This is a genomic window from Mesorhizobium sp. L-2-11, from assembly GCF_016756595.1.
In the GTDB taxonomy this organism is placed as follows: Bacteria; Pseudomonadota; Alphaproteobacteria; order Rhizobiales; family Rhizobiaceae; genus Mesorhizobium.
The window spans coordinates 3,884,932-3,905,452 of sequence record NZ_AP023257.1; the positions used below are offsets into that span (position 1 = coordinate 3,884,932).

Here is a 20,521-nt window from a genome sequence, read left to right on the forward strand (position 1 = left end):
GCTGAACTGCATTAGAGCGACATGCATCCATTCGGACGCACGAAGTACGCTCAATTTTGACTCCTCGCATCGGGCCGATTTTGTCGCATCGGGTCGATTTTGGGCCGATGCGAGGTCTAATAAGGAAGGCGCTTATGTCCCTGAAATCACGCCTTGCGGCCGATGAAACCTTGTGCACCGCATGGTCCGGCGTGCCTGACGCCCTGACGGTCGAGATACTTGCCAGACAGGGTTTCGATGCCGTCACCCTCGACATGCAGCATGGCGGACATCACGAGGACAGTGTGCTGCGCGGCCTTGCGCCGGTGCTGGCCGCCAACAAGCCGGCGCTGGTGCGCGTTCCGGTCGGCCGCTTCGACATGGCCAGCCGCGCGCTCGATTTCGGCGCCGAGGCGGTGATTGCGCCGATGGTGAATTCGGTGGCGGACGCCAGGCTGTTCGCTGCCGCCATGAAGTATCCGCCGCTCGGCGAGCGCTCATGGGGCCCGACCTATGCCTTTCCGCGTCATGGCAAGGGCGACTATGCCGACTGGCTGCGCGATAGCAACGCTCGTACCATGGCCTTCGCCATGGTCGAAACGCGCGCCGCGCTCGATGCGCTCGACGGCATCCTCGACACGCCGGGAATCGACGGCATCTTCCTCGGCCCATCGGATTTTTCGATCGCCTGGTCGAACGGCGCCGCTGTCAACTCGACGCTCGAAAGCATGATGGAAACCGTCGCCTCGATCGCCGAGCGGACGCGCAAGGCCGGCAAGCATGCCGCGATCTATGTCATCGAGCCGGCCATCGCCGGCCGTGTGGTATCGATGGGCTACCGGCTGCTGGCGATGGGCTCCGAGCACGCGTTGATCGGGCTGGGGGCAAAGACCCTGCTGAAGAGCGTGAGGGACTCGATCGGGTCCTAAAGGTCCGTCAGGAATTTCGCAAAAGTCATCGAGCCTTCCGGCCATGGGCCGAAGCCGGCATCGGCGTTGAGATGTCCGGCCTCGCCGGCATCGATGAACAGTGAGCCCCAGGCGCCGGCAATGTCCTCGGCCACCTCGAACGTGCAGAACGGATCGTTGCGGCTGGCGATCACCACCGAGGGAAATGCCAGCGGCTCGCGCGGATAAGGGCCGAAGGTCATCAGGTGCCTGGGTTTTATCTCTGGATTGGCGACGTCGGGCGGCGCCACGAAGAAGGCTCCGGCGACCCGACGCTGGAACTGCGGCATTGCCTGGATCACGGCGGCGACGCCGAGTGAGTGCGCGACGACAACGACCGGTCGTTCGGCCTCGTTGACCGCCTTCGCTACGCTCGCCGTCCAGTCTTCACGCACTGGCTTCGACCATTCCGCCTGCTCGACGCGCCGCGCCGTCGACAATTTCGACTGCCAGCGGCTCTGCCAATGGTCGGGGCCGGAATTGGTGTAGCCCGGCACGATAAGAATGTCTGCATCCTTGACTTTCATGGCGCGCATGTAGCGAGGGACACGGTTTCGTGCAACCGCGCATGATCCCAAAAAGTGTGAAGTGGTTTTTGGATAAGATCACGCGCAACTGGGTCTGATCATTTTGCGATCGCTCACAATAGTGAACACCATGTTCGCTTCTTGGCGTCTTGTGTGAACGATCGCGAAAGACGATCTGTTATCGGGAAAAGAACAGCCGTGTAATGAGAACCAGGATTTGGAACTGACACGGCGTACGATGGTAGGTGGCGCCGGGCTCCTGGCTTTGGGGATCTCGTCGAAGGCCGCCCGAACGGAGACTTTGATGAGTGAATTGCCTTTTGCCGCCACGACCCCGGTCAGCGTTGCCCGCGTCGGGTTGCGGGCGCGAGATGCCGAAAATCTCGCTGCCTATTATCGCGACGTCGTCGGGCTGCGGGAACTGAGCCGCACCGGCGGCACGATCACGCTGGGCGCCGCCAATCGTCCCTTGCTCGACATCGAGGCGGATGCAGCGGCAAAGCCCGACGATCCGCGCAGCGCCGGCCTGTTTCACACCGCCTTCCTGCTACCCAGCCGGGCCGACCTCGGGCGCTGGATCAACCACGCCATCGCCAACAATATCGGCATCGACGGCGCTTCCGACCATCTGGTCAGCGAGGCGCTTTACCTGACCGATCCTGAAGGCAACGGCATTGAGATCTATGCCGACCGCCGCCGTGAGGACTGGAAGTGGAATGGTGACAAGATAGCGATGGCGACCGAACGGCTGAATATTTCGTCGGTCGTCGCCGAAGAGCCGGCCGGCGATGCCGGCTGGCAGGGGATGCCGGACAACAGCATCATCGGCCATGTCCATCTGCGCGTCGGTCGGCCCGAAGACGCCGAGGCCTGGTGGCATCAGGAATTCGGCTTCGATACCATGGCGAAATATGGTGGCGCGGCGGTGTTCCTGTCATCAGGCGGCTACCACCACCACATCGGCGCCAATTCGTGGCAGAGCGCCGGCGCCGGCCGTCGTGATCCTTCCCGCTCCGGCCTCGCCTGGGTCGAAATGCGTTCGAACAACGTGGTTGATGCAACGACGCGCGAGGATCCATGGGGAACGGTGATCAGGACCGTTTCCGGCAAGGCTTGATTCTTCGAACCTGACGGTGCGGTGAGGTCGATGCCGTCTTACCTTATCCACTTGTGGGAGAAGGTGGCCTCGCAAAGCGAGGTCGGCTCCAGCTTGGAACCGCCGGCTGGGAACCGGTCAAATCCGCGTGGCCTCACGCTTCCCCGAAGACGCGCTTGAAGATCGTGTCGACATGCTTGGTATGATAGCCAAGGTCGAATTTTTCACGAATTTCGGCCTCGGGCAAGGCTGCGGTGACCTCCTTGTCGGCCAAAAGTTCCTCAAGGAAATCAGCGCCTTGCTCCCATACTTTCATGGCGTTTCGCTGCACCAGCCGGTAGGCATCCTCACGGCTGACGCCGGCCTGGGTCAGCGCCAGCAGCACACGCTGCGAATGCACAAGGCCGCGGAACTTGTTCATGTTCTTCAGCATGTTGTCGGGATAGACGAGCAATCTGTTGATGACACTGGTCAGCCGCGACAACGCGAAATCGAGCGTCACGGTCGCATCCGGGCCGATCATGCGCTCGACCGACGAATGCGAGATGTCGCGCTCGTGCCAGAGCGCCACGTTCTCCATCGCCGGCAGCGCGAAGGAACGCACCATGCGGGCAAGCCCGGTGAGGTTTTCGGTAAGCACCGGGTTACGCTTGTGCGGCATCGCCGACGAGCCTTTCTGTCCGGGCGAAAAATACTCTTCCGCCTCCAGCACCTCGGTGCGCTGCAGATGGCGGATTTCTGTCGCCAGCCGTTCGATCGACGACGCGATGACAGCGAGCGTCGCAAAGAACATCGCATGGCGGTCGCGCGGGATCACCTGCGTCGACACCGGCTCCGGCTTCAATCCGAGTTTCTTCGCCACATGCTCTTCGACATAGGGATCGATATTGGCGAAGGTGCCGACAGCACCTGATATGGCGCATGTCGCAATATCCTCACGCGCGTGCACCAGCCGCTCGCGGCAGCGCGAGAATTCGGCATAGGCCTGCGCCAGCTTGACGCCGAAGGTGGTCGGCTCGGCATGGATGCCGTGGCTGCGGCCGATGGTGACGGTGTCCTTGTGTTCGTAGGCGCGGCGCTTGAGCGCCGCAAGCAAGCCGTCGATGTCGGCCAGAAGGATGTCGCTGGCGCGGGTGAGCTGCACGGCGAAGCAGGTGTCGAGAACGTCCGAGGACGTCATCCCCTGATGAATGAAGCGGGCGTCCAGCCCGACGAATTCGCTAAGGTGGGTGAGGAAGGCGATGACGTCGTGCTTGGTGACGCGCTCGATCTCGTCGATCGCATTGACGTCGAACTTCGCGGCCCCGCCTTTTTCCCAAATGGTTTTGGCGGCCTCCTTCGGGATCACGCCGAGCTCGGCCAGCGCGTCACAAGCGTAGGCCTCAATCTCGAACCAGATGCGGAACCGGGTTTCGGGCGACCAGATGGCCACCATTTCCGGCCGGGAGTAGCGAGGGATCATCGGTCAGTCCTGACTTGCGAGGGTGTTCGCCCGCGTCGTAACAGAGGCAGACAAAATGCTCAACGCTGCTGCCGCGCAAACCAGATGCTGGCGAGAGCAAGCGCGATGAAACCGAGCGGAAAATAAAGCCGGATGCCCAGCACGATGAATTGATAGAACGCCGTTGCCATGGTGTGCGCGAACTGGATGGACCAGCCAATGGTCAGTGCAGGTTCATGCCACTGGGCATAGTAGGAACGGTATTGCAGCGCAAAGAGCCCACCGGTGAAGCCGGTCGTGGTGGCAAGAAGGCAGACAAACGCGGCCGCCAAGGCAACTTGCCAATGCCGCCCGAGCGAGACGAGCCGCGCCAGGAAAAGGCCAACCGGAAAGGCGAGCGCACCGCCCGCCGCATAGAGCAACGCGACGAAGCGGATATTTGCCGGGGTCATCCAGTCGTCCAGCAGCAGATTGACAAGCGCGCTGGCGCCCATCGCTGCGGCCCACGGCAGGGCGCCGCAAACCGCGGCGCGCGGCGACGGCAAGGCCTTGCGGATGCGATCCAGGACTCGGCTGCGTATGGCGGGAAGCGGCGTCACAGCCGGCCAGTTACCGCGATCCAGCGAAAATCCGGCCCTTCGAAACCGTGCTGGCGCACCGCGATCAGCACGGCATAGGCGCTGAGGCCCTGCATGGAAAATGTCTGCACCGCGCCGATCCGGTAGCCGTTCGGGCAGCCTCTGCTTTTGGGGATCGACTTGTCTTCGTGCAGGAGCTCAGTCTTGCCGCCGGCTTTCGCCTCGATGCGCAACAGGCGAAAGCCGTTGATCTCGCCAAGGCTCTGGCAGGTTTCGGTATCGTTCATGCCGATCTCGTCGAGCCGGAACTCGAGCGGATCATCGATCGGCGAAAAGATCGGCCGCGGGTTGACCACCATGCGGAACGGATCGGCCGAAAGCTCGGTCACCGGGTTGGAGCCGGCGGTGATGCCGCGATTCGCCGTCAATTCCGCCTGTTTGATGATAGCTTCACCTTTCTGCCGGGCTGCAAGGCGCGCCGCGTCGAGCGTTGCGTTCTCGTCGTCAAGCCGCACCCTGATCGGTGTGCCCTTGAGAAAACTGTCGTCGGCGGTGTTGATGTAATAGCGATTGGCATAGGGAAATCCCGACCCGTCCTGGACACCATACTCCTCGAAGGCGAACGCGCCGCCATCCCCAGTGAAGCCAAGGATCTCAAGCCCGGCGACATCGCCGGCATGCGCGGCGAGCGAAGTCGTAAACTGGGCAAGGAGGGAAACGGCAAACAGGGCAAGAATTCGCATCGGATTTCCGTTTGAGCAGCCAGCGTTGTTTCGATCACTATCACGACATCGTCAAAACTTCGTGCCCTCTGAGACGCAAGCCCGATGCATCCAATCGCGTTCTCATATGTTTATGTCGGCAGCTTGAAATGGAGAGCCCACAATGACAGATGCAGCCAGCATTCGCGAACATATGGAAGTGATCGGCGCCGACGGCGTCCATGTCGGCACTGTCGACAAAGTTGAGGGGCAACGAATCAAGCTGACCAAGCGCGACAGCGGCGAGGGCGCCCACAGGGGGCATCATCACTTCATTCCGCTCAGCCTCGTAGCCGAAGTCGAGGGCCAGAAAGTGCGGCTGTCGGCAAATGCGGATGTTGCGGTCACGTTCGAGGAAGAAAAATCCGACCCCACCTGATCACGGGCCACGGCAGCCCGCATTCAGCGCGACGACCAGACCGGAAACAGGTCGCCTTCGGCGGGCGTCGCGGCAAAGACGCCGCGGCTGATGGCGCGCGCCATGGTGGCGCCGGCCGCGGCGTAGAGGTCGATTGCATCGTTGGGCGCGAGCTCAATGCCGCTCTTGCCGGTCGCCAGCGCGAAAACAAGATCGCCGTCGGCCGGCGTATGCGTTGGCCAAATGGCGCGCACGAAGCCGTCATGCGCTGATATCGCCAGGCGTTTGGCGGCGGCGTTGGTGAGAACGGCGTCCGTGGCAATGACGGCGATGGTCGTGTTGCCTCCCATTGGCTTATCGCGAAACTTCAGCAGGATTTTTTTCGCGTCCTCCGGCATCGGCGAGGGATAACCAAGCCCGCCGAACTCGTCGCCGATCTCGAAGGGCGCTGCCCAGAAGTGGCGGGTCTGGGCGATCGTCACCGAGCCGATCGGGTTGACGGCGGCGAGTGCGCCGATGGTGACGCCGCTGTCGAGCACCGTCGAGGCCGATCCGAGGCCGCCCTTGAGGCCGGAACTCAGGGCACCGGTGCCCGCGCCGACCGTGCCGAGCGGAAAATCGATGCCGACTGCCTGTGCCGCCTCATAGCCGAGATCGCGGTAGGGCGGATAGCGGCCCCAGTCCTTGTCGCCGCCATTGCGCAGGTCGAACAGGATCGCCGCCGGCACGATCGGCACGCGAAAGCCGCCGACCTCCACGCCGATGCCGCTTTCGAGTAGTGCCGCCTGCACGCCGGAGGCGGCGTCGAGACCGAAGGCCGAGCCACCTGAAAGCACCACGGCATGGATCGCCTCGATCGAATTGTGCGGCTCGAGCAGGTCGGTCTCGCGGGTGCCCGGCGCGCCGCCCAGGATCTGCACACCGGCCACCGCCGGCTCGTCGCAGACGATGGTGGTCACCCCGGATTTCAGCCTCACGTCGGAAGCGTTGCCGACGCGCAGGCCGGCGACATCGGTGATGAGATTGCGCGGCCCGGTGCGAAACATCATTTGGCCTCCGCCGGCACGAAATTTGCGCCGTTGAAACGGAAGACCCGATAAAGGTTTTCGGTCAAGTCGCCCTTGCCGTCAAAGCGGATCGGTCCGATCGCGGTGCTGAAGTCATGCGCGGTGAGCGCATCGGCCAGTGGCCTGCCGGAGGTTTCCGCCAGGACCGTCGCCGCCTTGGCGATTTCGACCGCCGCATAGGCCGGCAGCGTGTAGCCTTCCGGCACGATCTTTTGTGCGGCAAAGCTGTCGAGCACCGTGGAGTCGGCCACATCGGCCCATTCGGGCGGCGCGATCATCAGCGTGCCTGAGGCATAAGGCACGTCGCCGGGCGCTGTGCGCAGCGCTTCGCCGCCGGCAAAAATGATGCCGGCATCAAGATTGCCGGCGTCGCGGCCCATGATGGCGATGTCTTCGCCGTCGCCGCCGGCGAAGACATGCGTTGCACCGGCTTTCCTCAGCCGCCCGATCAGCCCAATCTGGTTGTCGAGCTGCGGCCTGAATGTGTCGACGAACACCGGTTTCAGCGCCGCCTGCTCGGCTGCCGCGCGAAGCGTCTCGGCGATTTCGCGGCCGTAAATCGTGCCATCGTCGATGATGGCGAACAGCTCGTTCTGCCATTGGCGGGTGAGGTTGGAGGCGACGGCGTTGCGCTCGTCATCGCCGCGCGGCCCAAGTCGAAAGATCGGCCAGCCGGTCTTGGCGCGCCGGTCGGTCAGGCTTTCGGTGCGCACGCCGACAGTGATGACCGGGATGCTGGCGTCCTTCAGGATGGGCAGCGCCGCCTCGATCGCCTCGGTGCAGAGGAAGCCGACGACTACGCTGACCTTCGCCGCAACGAATACCCTCGCCGCGGCAGACCCGCCATCGGCCGTGCAGGCATCGTCTACAATCTTAAGTTGAGGACCGTTTGCCGCTGCCGCCAGGCCGGCGCCCGCCTCGATCTGTTTGCCAAGGATCGCCGACGGCCCGGACAGTGGTGCTGCGACGCCGACCAGCAGCGTTTCAGCGTTCACATCACCGGCGAGAGACAGCCAGGCCAGTACCGCTATTGTCGTTGTCGTGGCTGTTGTCCGGGGTCGCATGCGAGCGAAGAATTCCTCCGCGCCGGTCGCGTGTTGCCGGCGCCACTTCCTGCCAAGACCTAAAGGCTGGTCAGCTTTCACGCAACACGCGAAATTCAGGATGCATGTCAACCACTTCGCTTGTGGCATGCAATATCCCGCCATATATAGCGGTTGGGTTCATCACGCTTCAAACCAATGGAAATCGCCGGTGCTGCAGAAGAACGACATAGGGCCGCAGGCCTATCGCGACGCGATGGCCCATTTTGCCGGCCACGTCCATGTGGTCACCACCGATGGTTCCGCCGGCAGGCGCGGTGCGACTGTCATTGCAGCCTGTTCGGTGTCGGACACGCCGCCGACCCTCCTGGTTTGTCTCAATCGCGAGAATCCCAAGAACGAGCCGTTCGTGAAGAATGGCAGGTTCGCCTTGAACACGCTGGCTTCGGACCAGGAGGCGCTGTCGGTCGGCTTTTCCGGCCTCACCGGCCTGCCGGTCGAGGAACGCTTCGCGCTCGGCGACTGGGATATGATCTCGACCGGCGCGCCGACGCTGAAGGGCGCGCTCGCCGTGTTCGACTGCGAACTGATCGACACCAAGGATCTGGCCACTCACCGTGTGCTTTTTGGCAAGGTGACAGGCCTGCGCATCGGCGATAATTTGCGGCCGCTGATCTATCACGACCGCGGCTATCACGCTCTGTAGAGGCTCTGGATGGGCCGCGCCCACGGAGAGAGAATGACCGAGTTGAAACCGCGCCCCGCGCCGCGGACGATTGACGAGACGCTCGACCTCCTGACCGGTGCGGACTACGTGGCGGACCGGTCGCTGGCGACGGTGCTGTTTTTATCGCTGCGCATGAGACGGCCGCTGTTCCTCGAAGGCGAGGCCGGCGTCGGCAAAACGGAGATCGCCAAGGTGCTGGCGCAAGCGCTCGGCCGCCGGCTGATCCGCCTGCAATGCTATGAAGGCCTCGATGTCTCCTCGGCCGTCTACGAGTGGAATTACGCCGCGCAGATGATCGAGATCCGCATGGAGGAGGCGGCCGGCAAGGTCGACCGCTCCGACATGGAGCGCAACGTCTTTTCCGAAAAATACCTGATCCGCCGCCCGGTGCTCGACGCGCTGACCGGCAAGGCGGGCGCCGCCCCGGTCTTCCTGATCGACGAGCTCGACCGTACCGATGAGGCCTTCGAAGCGTTCCTGCTCGAAATCCTCTCCGACTTCCAGGTGACCGTGCCCGAGCTCGGCACGATCAAGGCGCAGGAGCCGCCGATCGTCATCATCACCACCAACCGGACGCGCGAGATCCACGATGCGCTGAAGCGGCGCTGCCTGTACCACTGGGTCGACTATCCGAATGCCGAGCACGAGCTGGAAATCGTGCGTCGGAAAGTGCCGCAGGCCAACAGCCGGCTGTCGGCCGAGGTGGTTTCGTTCATCCAGAAGCTGCGCCAGATCGACCTCTTCAAGGTGCCGGGTGTTGCCGAGACCATCGACTGGGCCGGCGCGCTGACCGAACTCGACAAGGTGGCGCTCGATCCGGAAACCGTTTCCGACACGATCGGCGTGCTGTTGAAATACCAGGACGACATTGCCCGTATCGAACAGGGCGAAGGCCGGCGCATCCTCAACGAGGTGAAGGCCGAGCTTTCGGCGGCGGAGTAGGCGATGGCAGCGCCGCGTCCCGAACCGAAAGAGGCCACGCCCGATGGGCGGATTGCCGACAACATCGTCTATTTCGCCCGCACCTTGCGCAAGGCCGGCATGCGGGTCGGCCCGGCCTCGGTCAAGGATGCGATCGAGGCGGTGCTGGCCGCCGGCATCGGTTCCCGCGACGATTTCTACTGGACGCTTCACGCCGTGCTGGTGTCACGGCACGAGGACCACCCGACCTTCGACGAAACCTTCCGGCTGTTCTGGAAATCGCACGAGCTGATCGAAAAGATGCTGGCGATGTTTTCGCCGGTGGCGCCTGATTTCAGAGAGAAGCAAAAGCTGCGGGCTGCGGAAAACCGCGTCAACCAGGCGATGTTCGAGGGCCACCAGAAGAACCAGCCGGTGCAGGAAGTCCCCGAGATCGAGGTCGACGCCCGCTTCACATTTTCCGGCAACGAGGTGCTGAGGGGCAAGGATTTTGCCCAGATGAACGCCGCCGAGATAATCGACGCCAAAAAGGCGATCGCCGAGCTGCGGCTGCCCTTCGACATGGTCAGGACACGCCGCTTCAAGTCTAATGCGCATGGCCGACGTATCGATCCGCGCGCCATGATGCGTTCCGCTGCGCGCACCGGCGGCGAATTGATCCTGCCGAAATTCCGTTCAGCCCGCGAGGTTCACCCGCCGCTGGTCGTGCTTGCCGACATTTCCGGATCGATGAGCCAGTACACGCGCATTTTCCTGCATTTCCTGCATGCGCTGACCGAAAAGCGCCGGCGCGTGCACGCCTTCGTTTTCGGCACCAGACTGACAAATCTGACGCGGCAGATGCGTCATCGCGATCCAGACGCAGCGCTCGCCGACTGTTCGGCTGCGGTGATGGACTGGTCGGGCGGCACCCGCATCGGCGATACGATGGGCGAATTCAACCGGCTGTGGTCGCGGCGTGTGCTGGGGCAGGGTGCGGTGGTTCTGCTGATCACCGACGGGCTGGAGCGCGACGACGTTGCCGGCCTGTCGGAGGAAATGGAGCGCCTGCGCAAATCCTGTCGGCGGCTGATCTGGCTGAACCCGCTGCTGCGCTTCGACGGCTTCGAAGCGCGCGCGCGTGGGGTCAAGGCGATGCTGCCGCATGTCGACGAGTTCCGCTCGGTGCACAATCTCGATGCGCTCGCCGATCTCTGCGCGTCGCTGGACAAGACTTCGGCGCGCTCGGTCGATCCACGCAGGTGGATTGAGGGTGGCGCGAGAAGTGCCGCATAGCCATATGTTTTTTCCGGGAGAATGGTGATGGAAAAAGGCATTGATCTCGATGAGGCGCGCGATCCGCTGATCATCGCCGAGGGCTGGATGAAAGACGGCAAGGATGTCGCCATTGCCACCGTGGTCGAGACCTGGGGCTCGGCGCCGCGCCCGGTCGGCAGCCACCTTGTCATCGACGCGGAAGGCAATTTCCACGGCTCCGTCTCGGGTGGCTGCGTCGAAGGCGCGGTGGTTACCGAGGCGATCGACGTCATCGACAGTGGCAAGGCAAAGATGCTGGAATTCGGCGTCGCCGACGAGACCGCCTGGCAGGTCGGTCTGTCCTGCGGTGGCCGCATCAAGGTCTATGTCGAGCGCTTAGGCTAGGTCGGCACGATGGATCCCTACGCGCTGAAAATGCTGAACGCCGAACGCCGCGCCCGTCGCGCGGCGATCCTGGTCACCGATCTCGGCGATGGCCGCGATCGTATCGTGTGCGAGGGCGATCAGGTCGCCGGCGAATTGGGCGCTGCGGTCGCCAAGGCGTTTCGATCAGGCAATTCCGGGTCGGTCGAGGCTGAAGGGCGAACCTTTTTCCTCAACGCTTATCTGCCGCAGCCGCGCCTGATGGTGATCGGCGCAGTCCATATCAGCCAGGCACTGGCGCCGATGGCCAGGATCGCCGGTTATCCCGTTGAAATCGTCGATCCGCGCACGGCCTTTGCCACATCAGACCGCTTTCCCGATGTCGCACTGCATGCCGAATGGCCGCAGGACGTGCTTTCGCGCCAGCCGCTCGACAGCTATACGGCGCTGGCAGCCGTCACCCATGATCCGAAGATCGACGATTTCGCGCTGAAGGCGGCGCTCGACGCCAACTGCTTCTATGTCGGCGCGCTCGGCAGCCGCAAGACCCATGCGAAGCGGATCGAGCGCCTGCTGGCATTGGGCGCGACCGCCGACCAGATCGCCCGCATCCACGCGCCGATCGGTCTCGACATCGGTGCGGCGAGCCCGGCCGAGATCGCGGTCGCTATTCTAGCGCAGGCAATCCAGGCGTTTCGTTTGCGTGGCCTCGACTCCAAGGACGCGGCGGCGTGAAGTTCGGCTCGATCCCGATCGACACGGCCGAAGGTGCGGTGCTGGCGCATGCCACCACGGCCGGAGAACGGCGCTTGCGCAAGGCGCACAGGCTGAGCGCCGAGGATGTGTCTTTGCTCAAGTCAGCAGGGATTTCGCAGGTTGTCGCCGCCGTTCTTGCTCCCGGCGATTTGAGCGAAGACGCTGCCGCCGAAAAGATCGCTGAAAGCATGATCCATCGCAATGTCGAGGCGAAGCCCGCCGCGACCGGCCGGGTTAATCTACACGCCCGGGCGGCCGGTATCTTCACGGTCGATGCCGCGATGATCAACGCCATCAACGCCGTGGACCCGACCATCACCATCGCCACGCTGGCGCAGCACGCGCCGGTCGAAAATGGCCAGATGGTCGCAACCGTGAAGATCATTCCCTTCGCCGTTGCTTCCGCCCTGGTCGATGCGGTGACAAGGATCTGCGCCAGCGGCGAGATCTTTGCCGTCAATGCCTATCAGCCGGTGCGTGTCGGCGTCATCCAGACGGTTCTGCCCGGCGTCAAGCCGAGTGTGCTCGACAAGACGTTGCGGGTCACCGAAGCCCGTCTGGCGCGCTCAGGTGGCCGGCTGACGGCCGAGCGCCGCCCGCCGCACGAAATTGGCGCCGTTGCGGAGGCTGCGGCCTCGCTGACGCGTGACAACGATATTGTGGTGATCTTCGGCGCCTCGGCGATGAGCGATTTTGGCGACGTCGTCCCGGCAGCGATCGAGAAGGCCGGCGGCACCGTCATCCGCGCCGGCATGCCGGTCGATCCCGGCAATCTCCTGGTGCTCGGCGAGCTTGCCGGCAAGCGCGTTATCGGCGCGCCGGGCTGCGCCCGCAGCCCCAAGGAGAATGGCTTCGACTGGGTTCTCGACCGGTTGATCGCCGGTCTCGACGTAACGGCCAAGGACATTGCCGGCATGGGAGTCGGCGGTCTGTTGATGGAAATCCCGACGCGGCCACAGCCGCGCGAGCCGCTGCCGGCGCCAAAGTCTGAGAGTGCCGAGTTGAAGGTCGATATCGTGCTGTTGGCTGCCGGCCGCTCCAGCCGCATGGGCGGTCCGAACAAGCTGCTGGCGCTGTTCGACGGCAAACCGCTGGTGCGCCGCAGCGCCGAACGCGCGCTCGTCTCTAAAGCGTCTGGTACCATCGTCGTCACCGGCCATCAGCGTGAGCGTGTACGCGCCGCGTTGTCGGGACTGGACGTGACTTTCGCCGATAATCCGGATTTCGCCGAGGGCCTGTCTTCATCGCTGAAGGCCGGCATCGCGCGGGTTGCTAGCGATGCTGCCGGCGCCATGATCGTGCTTGGCGACATGCCTGGCATCGCGTCTGGCGACCTCGACAGGCTGATCGGTGCATTCCGCAAATCCGAGGGCCGATCGGTGGTGCGCGCCTCGCATGAGGGAAAGCGAGGCAACCCGGTGCTGTTGCCGCGTTCGCTGTTTGCGGCGATCGCTCATCTCGAAGGCGATACCGGCGCGCGCCATCTGGTCGAGGCCGAGGGGCTTGATGTCATCGATGTCGAGATCGGCAAGGCAGCGTCCATCGATGTCGACACCCCCGAGGCGCTGGAAGGCGCCGGCGGCGTGCTGCAGGATTGACAAACCGAAGCCGAAAAACGCATGCCTGAGGGAATGGCTAATCGTACCGTCGCACCCCCCGCTGGCCTGCCGGCCAGGCCGGCAGGCCAGAGGGGGGTATTCGTAAATCTCTACGGCCTTTTGACTGCAACGTTGGTTTTTTGTGCCGCCGCCCATGCCAATGCTCTCGAACTAAAGCCCTTCAAGGACGATCTGTTCGCCTATCCGGCCATCCTCTCGTCCGAGGGCGCCTATACGGTCGTCGACTATCGCGAGTTGCGCGATATCAACGCTCGCGACAAGGTGCCGGAGCGTCGCGCGCAGGCGCAGTATGTCGACACCAGCGTGCGCAAGGTGCAGCAGGATTTGCTGTTGAAGACCGGCGCCGGCACTATCCGCCACGTCGCCGTCGGTCGCACGCAAGGCGCCGGCATCATCGTCCTCTATTTGCACGGGCAAGGCGGCAGCCGTAAGCAGGGTGTCGACGATTTCACTTTCGGCGGCAATTTCAACCGCATCAAGAACCTGATGGCCGGCAATGGCGGCCTCTATCTGTCGCCGGATTTTTCCGATTTCGGCGACACAGGTGCTGCCCAGATCGCCGCGCTGATCGACCACTATGCCGAACGGTCGCCGGACGCAAAGATCTTCGTCGCCTGCGGCTCGATGGGCGGCGCACTGTGCTGGAAGCTTGCCGCCCGCAAGAATGCGGGTGGCCGCATCGACGGGCTGCTGCTGCTCGGTTCGCTGTGGGATGAAAGTTTCTTCTCGAGCCCGGCCTTCAAGCGCCGTGTTCCGGTCTTCTTTGGCCAAGGCAGCAAGGACCCGGTGTTTCCAGTCGAGAACCAGGAAGCATTCTTCCGTTCGATCCAGGCCAAATCGAAAACCTATCCGACCCGCTTTGTCCGCTTCGAGACCGGCACGCACGGCACGCCGATCCGCATGACCGACTGGCGCGGCACACTCAACTGGATGCTGTCGAAGGCCCCTTAAGGCGGTGTGTTGTAGTCCACCACTGTTTGCGGGTTGATCTCGCCGTCATAGGAGGCGTCGACATCGTACTGCACCAGCGAGAAATTGCCGTTGCGAAACAGATAGGTCCGGCCGACGAGGCATCGCCGACACCGCGCCACTTGTTGAGCGACGAGATCGTCTTGGTCGCGTCGTCATACGCGGAATTGACCAGCTGGTCGTCGGTCTGGAAGCCGGTGACGTTGATCGCCTCGACCTTGCCTTCGCTATCGTTGTTCTCATAGTGGATATCGAGTTCCGGCGAGGCGAACTGCAGCTGCCGGACACCTGACACATCGTCGTAGACATAGTAGACGGCACTCTCATTGTAGGCAGCCATCGAGCAGAAGAAGCGAAACAGCCGCATCTCGCGTTCGGGTTGATCGGCGTCGGCGTCGGCATCCTTGTAGCGCAGGGAGTAAGCGTCCGGCTCTGCCAAAGGCTCGCCGCCAGGCATTTCCTTGTCGCACTGGTCGCCATAAGTGACTGCAAACGCCTTCTTGGCCTGCTCCAGCGCCGCATCCTTGTTCGGCGGCGGCGGTGCGTCGCCGCAGCTTGCCGGCACGGCGTCCTCGAATTCGGCCTTGGACGGTTTCAGCGCGCCCTTGTCGATGAAGATCGGGCGGAATGGCGGTTCCTGGATCGAGGCGTTGACCTGGCGCAGCGTGTAGCAGCCGGCAAAGACATTTTCGCTGCCGTCCTTGGCTGTCGCCCGGATGGCGACCGGAACATTGTAATAGATGCTGCCGGCCGCACCGTCTTCGGACACGCCACCGGTTTTGACCTCGACCCTTTCGGTGCCGTCATAGCCCTTGACGAAGGCGTCGAAATCCCTGGCCGGCCTGGTGTCGCCGAAATAGTCCCAGGCGCGCGCGAATTCTTGCCGGTTGATGGCGCTGTAGAACGAGCGGATGACCGCTTCGGCGTCCGACCTGTCGTCGACATAAGGCGCTTCGGCGGCGATCGCCGGTTGGCCTGTCACGGTTAGGGAGAAAAAAGCGGTTGCTGCAAAAAGTGCGCTTCTCATCGGCAATCTCCACCGGATGGGGAATCCTATCATACCGATTGCGGCGACGTGGTGACGCTTGAAGAATCGTCTGTGGAGGCTTAGGTCCCCAGTCGGCCTTCCCGCCGGATAGGAGATTTCAGTGACCATATCGATGTACGAAGCGTCCGTGCCGGTGTTTTCGGCCAGGTTGAAGGCGCTATCCAACGTGCTGAACATCGCCGAGCAGAATGCGCACGACCGGAAGATCGATCCGCAGGTGTTTTTGACGTCGAGGCTGGCGCCGGACATGTATGCGTTGACCAGACAGGTGCAGATCGCCACCGATCACGCCAAAGGCGCGCCGTCGCGGCTTGCCGGTCGCGAGGTGCCGAAATACGAAGACAACGAGGCGAGCTTTGCCGATCTCCAAGCGCGCATTGCCAAGACCGTCGACCTTCTGGCGACATTCTCGGCTGCCGATATGGACGGCTCCGATGACAGAATGATCGAGCTGAAGCTTGGCCAGCGCGAATTCTCGATGGCCGGCATGCAGTATCTGTTGCATCTCGCCATGCCCAATTTCTATTTCCACGTGACCACCGCCTACGACATCCTGCGCCACAATGGTGTGCCGCTGAGCAAGGCGATTTTCATGGGATCGCGTTGAAGAATGGCGAGGAAGATATCCCGGTCGAGCCGGGATATCCGTGACTAACGTGAGGACATTTCGCGGGCGACGCGCGGAAAATCGGCTGGTTTGATGCCGATGTCGGCACGGTCGGCATTGCTCATCGAATGAAGCAGCGCCAGAGCCGCGCGGTAGCGCAGATGTTCCTGTGGACGCGGACGGGCGAACATTTCAGTGAGAAAACCCATGATTCAAGCCCCTGGTTGGTCCTCCCAAGCTTCAATGTAGGCGAATCGTTAACAATTGTGCAGTGCAGCATTTGCATGGCAGCCATGCCGCGCTGATTTTTTGACTTCGCCGAGCGCCCCGCTTCGGCGTCTCGGAAAAGTCGCTGGCCACTGGCGGCAGGGTTGGAGACAGCCGGCGCATTCCTGTATGCTGCGGCTTCCTTCCCGCGCAGTCGCGCAAACAAGTTCCCGCAGGAGAAATTTCCATGCAAAAACGCCGCCTTGGTCGGACCGATCTTCTTGTTTCCCAGATTTGCCTGGGCTCGATGACCTGGGGCCAGCAGAACACCCAAGCGGATGGCCACGCCCAGATGGATCTGGCATTTTCGCGCGGCGTCAACTTCATCGACACCGCCGAGCTCTACCCGATCCCGCCCAAGGCGGAGACGCAAGGCTGGACCGAAAAGATCATCGGCAGCTGGATGAGGGCAAAGGGCAACCGCGACCAGGTGATCCTCGCCTCGAAGGTGGTTGGCCGCACCGCCAACACATGGTTTCGCGGCGATCGCCCGTCGAAGCTGGTGCGCGCCGATATCTTCGATGCCGTCGAAAAATCGCTGACCCGGCTCAACACCGATTATCTCGATCTCTATCAGATCCACTGGCCGGAACGGGACGTGCCGTGGGGCGCCAATCCGAACCGCGTTGGTGCCGTGCCGCTGCGGGCCGATTCCGCCGGCGCACCGGACGGCGAGACGCCGATTCCCGAGACGCTCGCCGTCTTCGACGAATTGGTGAAGGCTGGGAAAATCCGCCATTTCGGCCTGTCGAACGAGAGTTCGTGGGGCGTCATGCGGTTCATCGGCGAAGCCGACAAAGGCGTTGGCCCGCGCCTGGCGTCGCTGCAGAACGCCTATAATTTCGTCAACCGCGGCTTCGAGGTGAACCTTGCCGAGGTCTGCGAGCGCGAACAGGTTTCCCTGCTCGCCTATTCGCCGCTGGCGCAAGGCTACCTGACCGGCAAATACGATCATGGCGCGCGGCCGCAAGGCTCGCGTTCCCAGCTTTTCAACCGCGGCCAGCGCTACGAGACGCCCAATGCCGCGGAGGCGCAGCTCGAGTATAACGAACTGGCGCGCTCTTTCGGCATGGAGCCGGCACTGTTTGCCAACGCCTATGTCACGAGCCGTCCCTTCGTCACTTCAAGCATCATCGGCGCGACGACCCTTCCGCAGCTCGAAATGGCGCTGTCTTCCGCCGATGTCGTCTGGACCGAAGACATGCAGAAGGCGGTCGATGCAATCCACCAGCGTGTCGGCAACCCGTGCCCGTGAGCTGATTCCGGGCGCTGCAAGGTGTGATTGCTGAGCGATTACAGTAGGGAGGGGAAAAAAGTGAATTTTCCGATTGAGGTCGTGCGCGAGAAGTTTCCGGCACTGTCGCTGACCGACAAGGGGCCGTCGCCGCATCTATCTCGACAACCCTGCCGGCACGCAGGTGCCGCAAGCGGTCGCCGACCCGATGAGACGCTGGAGAGCGTGCACCGCGTTATCGCGATGCTGCGACAGGAGCGATCCTGACGCGGCATCCTGCAGATTAGCGTTTCTTGCCGCCGTCGAACCCGGTGAGGAACGCAGTAAGATTGTCGCCGAGCTCGTCGCAGAGATAGCCGCCTTCCTGGACGATGACCGTCGGCAGACCGAGGCCAGCGATGGCTTCGCCGATGCGCGAGAAGCCTGGCGTCGTTACCGTCAGCCCACCGAACGGATCGCCCTCGAAGGCGTCGAGGCCGAGCGCCACGACAAGCGCTTCCGGCGTAAAGGCGCGGATGCGCTGGAACGCCACGTCAAGTGCTTCCAGGAACGCGGCATCGCCGGATCTGCGCCCCAGCGGCAGATTAAGATTGTAGCCGAGGCCAGGCCCTTCGCCGCGCTCGTCGGCATGACCCCAGAAGAACGGATAGAAGCGCTTCGGATCGGCATGCAGCGAGACGGTGAGCACGTCCGGCCGTGCGTAGAAAATGCCTTGCGTGCCGTTGCCGTGATGCAGGTCGACGTCGAGGATCGCCACCCGCGCAGCTTGCTTGCGCAGCACCTGCGCCGCGATCGCCGAGTTGTTGATGAAGCAGAAGCCGCCGGCGACATCGGCAAATGCGTGATGGCCGGGCGGACGGCAGAGCGCATAGGCAGCCGGTGCGCCCGCCATCACCGCGTTGGCGGCCTCGACCGCGCTCCAGGCGCTCCACAGCGCGCTCCGCCAGGTTTCGCCGGAGATCGGGCAAGCGGTGTCGGCCATGTGATAGCCGGCCTGGCCGACCGCCGAGGCCGGATAGGAGCCGCCCCGCGCGATCGGATGGATGTTGGGGATCACTTCGGCCGAAGCACCTTCGATGCGCTGCCAGCGCACGAAGATGTGCTCGAGAAAATCTAGATATTCGCGCGTATGCACAGCGGCAATGGGACCAAGCCCATGATTCCTCGGCCGTTCGATCGTGCAGCCGGCGGCCTTGGCGCCGGCGAGCAGCCGTTCGACGCGTTCCGGCTTTTCCGGATTGGGCTTTTGGGCGCCGCTGGAGAGGAACGCCTTGGGATCGTGGCGCTTCTGCTCTTCGGCATAAAAGGCTTTCATGATTTCCCTCATTCCTCGGGTGCATCGGCGAAGGCAAAGAACGCGTCGCCGACGATCTTCTGCACCTGCTCGGTGCTCGACCAGGCAATGCCCAGCCTTTCGTAAAAGGCCTTGGCGGTTTCATTGTCGCTGTCGACGGACAGTCTGAGGTAGACGCCGCCGTCCTTCCGGCATTCTCGCGCGGCACGCCGCAGCAGGCGTTTGCCGATCCTGCGGCCGCGAAACCGATCTTCGACATAGAGGTCCTGCACATAGACGCCAGGCCGCCCCATCCAGGTCGAGAAGATCGGAAAATGCAGGCACAGGCCGGCGAATTCGCCGCCGACTTCGGCGATCAGCGTCGAGAAGGCAGGGTTTTCGCCAAAGCCGTAGCTGCGGAGGTCTTCGGGCGTTGAGGTGATTTCCTGGTGTGTGCCGGTATGCGCGCCGAGTCTCAGGAGTGCGGCGTGGATGGTCTCGACGTCGTCGGTTCGGCCGGGGCGGATGATGATTTTGGGTAAGACGGCAGTCACTGGAGGTTCGGTGCCAAGGCACCCCCCTCTGTCCTGCCGGACATCTCCCCCTCAAGGGGGGAGATCGGATCACCTCCGCTTTCGCCAATCTCCAACGCTGAAAAAGGGACAGGACGGCCAAGCTGCCAATCTCCCCCCTTGAGGGGGAGATGTCCGGCAGGACAGAGGGGGGTGCGGCGCATCAGGACAATAACCATCTCAGAACGCCACCCGATCGCCGCCCTTGAGCGCCAGCATCTCGCGCGCCTCATCGGGCGTGGCGACGTCCAGCGACAGCCCGTCGAGCACGCTGCGGATGCGGCGCACCTGGTCGGCATTGGACTTTGCCAGATGGCGGCCGTCGTAAAGGCTGTCCTCCAGCCCGACGCGGACATTGCCGCCCATCGCCGCCGCAATCGAGATCATCGGCATCTGGTGGCGCCCGGCGGCCAGCACCGAAAACTGGTAGCTGTCGCCGAACAGTTTGTCGGCGATGCGCTTCATGTGGACCAGATTGTCGGGATCGGCGCCGATACCGCCGAGAATGCCGAACACGAACTGGATGAACAGAGGTCCCGACACCAGACCGCGATCGCGAAAATGCGCCAGTGAGTAGAGGTGGCCGACATCGTAGCATTCGAATTCGAAGCGTGTGCCGCAGCCCTTTCCGAGTCTTTCGAGCACGGTCTCCATATCGGCAAAGGTGTTCTTGAAGATCGTGTCGCGTGTCGCTTCCAGCAGCTTCGACTCCCACTCGTGCTGCCACTCTCTTGGCCGGTCGAGCATCGGGAACAGGGCGAAATTCATCGAGCCCATGTTGAGCGATCACATTTCGGGCTCGACCCTGAGCGGTGCGGCCAGCCGCTGGTCGAGCGTCATCAGCGACGAGCCACCGGTGGTGATGTTGATCACCGCTGATGTCGCCTGCTTGATGCGCGGCAGGAACTGCATGAACACATCGGGATCGGCGGTCGGGCGCCCATCTTTGGGATCGCGGGCGTGAAGATGCAGGATCGAGGCGCCGGCTTCGGCGGCCGCGATCGCCCCCGCGGCGATCTGGTCCGGCGTCACCAGCAGATGCGGCGACATCGACGGCGTGTGCACCGACCCGGTGACGGCGCAGGTGATGATGACTTTTCGCGGCGCCATG

Annotated in this window: 21 protein-coding genes and 3 pseudogenes; 13 read left to right on the top strand and 11 right to left on the bottom strand. The window is 63.1% G+C overall.

All coding sequences use genetic code 11. The features are described 5' to 3' along the window. The first annotated feature begins 134 nt into the window (after positions 1-134). A complete protein-coding gene (locus JG739_RS18550; RefSeq protein ID WP_202362851.1) occupies positions 135-908 on the top strand; it encodes an HpcH/HpaI aldolase family protein in 774 nt (257 codons plus the stop codon). Here the strand turns inward: JG739_RS18550 and JG739_RS18555 are convergent. Continuing rightward, complete coding sequence (locus JG739_RS18555; protein WP_202362852.1) at positions 905-1,453, bottom strand: RBBP9/YdeN family alpha/beta hydrolase; 549 nt, start codon at positions 1,451-1,453, stop codon at positions 905-907. The two genes, JG739_RS18550 and JG739_RS18555, sit on opposite strands and share 4 nt — an antisense overlap. Positions 1,454-1,757: 304 nt before the next feature. Between JG739_RS18555 and JG739_RS18560 the strand changes: the two genes are divergently transcribed. Further along, positions 1,758-2,570 carry a VOC family protein gene (locus tag JG739_RS18560; RefSeq protein ID WP_202362853.1) on the top strand — a complete coding sequence of 271 codons (813 nt, stop codon included), beginning with the start codon at positions 1,758-1,760 and terminating at the stop codon, positions 2,568-2,570. Between the two features lie 133 nt (positions 2,571-2,703). Here the strand turns inward: JG739_RS18560 and purB are convergent, their stop codons facing one another. Genes purB through JG739_RS18575 form a run of 3 tightly spaced genes read right to left on the bottom strand, consistent with a single transcriptional unit; the run spans position 2,704 to position 5,311 of the window. Beyond that, complete coding sequence (gene purB, locus JG739_RS18565) at positions 2,704-4,011, bottom strand: adenylosuccinate lyase (RefSeq protein WP_202362854.1); 1,308 nt, start codon at positions 4,009-4,011, stop codon at positions 2,704-2,706. Between the two features lie 59 nt (positions 4,012-4,070). Next, positions 4,071-4,589: a hypothetical protein gene (locus JG739_RS18570; RefSeq protein ID WP_202362855.1), complete on the bottom strand. Its 519-nt coding sequence runs from the start codon at positions 4,587-4,589 to the stop codon at positions 4,071-4,073. After that, positions 4,586-5,311, bottom strand: coding sequence for a DUF2259 domain-containing protein (locus tag JG739_RS18575; protein ID WP_202362856.1), 726 nt, complete (start codon positions 5,309-5,311; stop codon positions 4,586-4,588). The genes JG739_RS18570 and JG739_RS18575 overlap by 4 nt, the downstream gene beginning before the upstream one ends. Before the next feature lie 142 nt (positions 5,312-5,453). Between JG739_RS18575 and JG739_RS18580 the strand changes: the two genes are divergently transcribed. Then, the gene (locus tag JG739_RS18580) at positions 5,454-5,708 is read left to right on the top strand and encodes a DUF2171 domain-containing protein (RefSeq protein ID WP_202362857.1); all 255 of its coding nucleotides are present in this window, start codon (positions 5,454-5,456) and stop codon (positions 5,706-5,708) included. 23 nt (positions 5,709-5,731) lie between these two features. Here JG739_RS18580 and JG739_RS18585 read toward each other — a convergent pair whose 3' ends face one another. Together JG739_RS18585 and JG739_RS18590 are read right to left on the bottom strand one after the other, a co-directional pair. Continuing rightward, a complete protein-coding gene (locus JG739_RS18585) occupies positions 5,732-6,733 on the bottom strand; it encodes a P1 family peptidase (protein WP_202367520.1) in 1,002 nt (333 codons plus the stop codon). Next, positions 6,733-7,818, bottom strand: coding sequence for a branched-chain amino acid ABC transporter substrate-binding protein (locus JG739_RS18590; RefSeq protein ID WP_202362858.1), 1,086 nt, complete (start codon positions 7,816-7,818; stop codon positions 6,733-6,735). Before JG739_RS18590 ends, JG739_RS18585 begins: the two co-directional genes overlap by 1 nt. Positions 7,819-8,008: 190 nt before the next feature. Between JG739_RS18590 and JG739_RS18595 the strand changes: the two genes are divergently transcribed. Genes JG739_RS18595 through JG739_RS18625 form a run of 7 tightly spaced genes read left to right on the top strand, consistent with a single transcriptional unit; the run spans position 8,009 to position 14,391 of the window. Next, complete coding sequence (locus JG739_RS18595; protein ID WP_202362859.1) at positions 8,009-8,503, top strand: flavin reductase; 495 nt, start codon at positions 8,009-8,011, stop codon at positions 8,501-8,503. A 33-nt stretch (positions 8,504-8,536) separates the two neighbouring features. After that, the gene (locus JG739_RS18600) at positions 8,537-9,466 is read left to right on the top strand and encodes an AAA family ATPase (RefSeq protein WP_202362860.1); all 930 of its coding nucleotides are present in this window, start codon (positions 8,537-8,539) and stop codon (positions 9,464-9,466) included. A 3-nt stretch (positions 9,467-9,469) separates the two neighbouring features. After that, complete coding sequence (locus tag JG739_RS18605) at positions 9,470-10,720, top strand: vWA domain-containing protein (protein ID WP_202362861.1); 1,251 nt, start codon at positions 9,470-9,472, stop codon at positions 10,718-10,720. Positions 10,721-10,747: 27 nt separating this feature from the next. After that, the gene (locus tag JG739_RS18610; RefSeq protein ID WP_202362862.1) at positions 10,748-11,086 is read left to right on the top strand and encodes an XdhC family protein; all 339 of its coding nucleotides are present in this window, start codon (positions 10,748-10,750) and stop codon (positions 11,084-11,086) included. Between the two features lie 9 nt (positions 11,087-11,095). Then, positions 11,096-11,800 (top strand): XdhC family protein, encoded by a 705-nt coding sequence (locus JG739_RS18615; RefSeq protein WP_202362863.1) that lies wholly within the window; start codon positions 11,096-11,098, stop codon positions 11,798-11,800. Further along, positions 11,797-13,419 (top strand): NTP transferase domain-containing protein, encoded by a 1,623-nt coding sequence (locus JG739_RS18620; RefSeq protein WP_202362864.1) that lies wholly within the window; start codon positions 11,797-11,799, stop codon positions 13,417-13,419. The genes JG739_RS18615 and JG739_RS18620 overlap by 4 nt, the downstream gene beginning before the upstream one ends. 33 nt (positions 13,420-13,452) lie before the next feature. Further along, positions 13,453-14,391, top strand: coding sequence for an alpha/beta hydrolase (locus JG739_RS18625; RefSeq protein WP_244749477.1), 939 nt, complete (start codon positions 13,453-13,455; stop codon positions 14,389-14,391). On the opposite strand, the pseudogene JG739_RS18630 reads toward JG739_RS18625, so the two are convergent. Then, a pseudogene (locus tag JG739_RS18630) lies at positions 14,388-15,436 on the bottom strand (DUF1176 domain-containing protein). The gene JG739_RS18625 and the pseudogene JG739_RS18630 overlap by 4 nt on opposite strands. A 121-nt stretch (positions 15,437-15,557) precedes the next feature. Between JG739_RS18630 and JG739_RS18635 the strand changes: the two are divergent. After that, on the top strand, positions 15,558-16,064 hold the full coding sequence (locus tag JG739_RS18635) for a DUF1993 domain-containing protein (RefSeq protein ID WP_202362865.1): 507 nt from the start codon (positions 15,558-15,560) through the stop codon (positions 16,062-16,064). A 44-nt stretch (positions 16,065-16,108) separates the two neighbouring features. On the opposite strand, the gene JG739_RS18640 is transcribed toward JG739_RS18635, so the two are convergent. Continuing rightward, the gene (locus JG739_RS18640) at positions 16,109-16,273 is read right to left on the bottom strand and encodes a hypothetical protein (RefSeq protein ID WP_023798224.1); all 165 of its coding nucleotides are present in this window, start codon (positions 16,271-16,273) and stop codon (positions 16,109-16,111) included. 245 nt (positions 16,274-16,518) lie between these two features. Between JG739_RS18640 and JG739_RS18645 the strand changes: the two genes are divergently transcribed. Together JG739_RS18645 and JG739_RS18650 are read left to right on the top strand one after the other, a co-directional pair. Beyond that, complete coding sequence (locus JG739_RS18645) at positions 16,519-17,586, top strand: aldo/keto reductase (RefSeq protein ID WP_202362866.1); 1,068 nt, start codon at positions 16,519-16,521, stop codon at positions 17,584-17,586. A 60-nt stretch (positions 17,587-17,646) separates the two neighbouring features. Beyond that, positions 17,647-17,782, top strand: a pseudogene (locus tag JG739_RS18650) (cysteine desulfurase-like protein); the annotation flags it as partial. Positions 17,783-17,848: 66 nt separating this feature from the next. Here the strand turns inward: JG739_RS18650 and JG739_RS18655 are convergent. From JG739_RS18655 to JG739_RS18665, 3 genes and pseudogenes are all read right to left on the bottom strand, one after another. Further along, a complete protein-coding gene (locus JG739_RS18655) occupies positions 17,849-18,880 on the bottom strand; it encodes a histone deacetylase family protein (protein WP_202362867.1) in 1,032 nt (343 codons plus the stop codon). An 8-nt stretch (positions 18,881-18,888) separates the two neighbouring features. Beyond that, complete coding sequence (locus tag JG739_RS18660) at positions 18,889-19,392, bottom strand: GNAT family N-acetyltransferase (RefSeq protein ID WP_202362868.1); 504 nt, start codon at positions 19,390-19,392, stop codon at positions 18,889-18,891. 198 nt (positions 19,393-19,590) lie between these two features. Continuing rightward, a pseudogene (locus JG739_RS18665) lies at positions 19,591-20,520 on the bottom strand (3-keto-5-aminohexanoate cleavage protein). Between the last annotated feature and the right edge of the window lies 1 nt (position 20,521).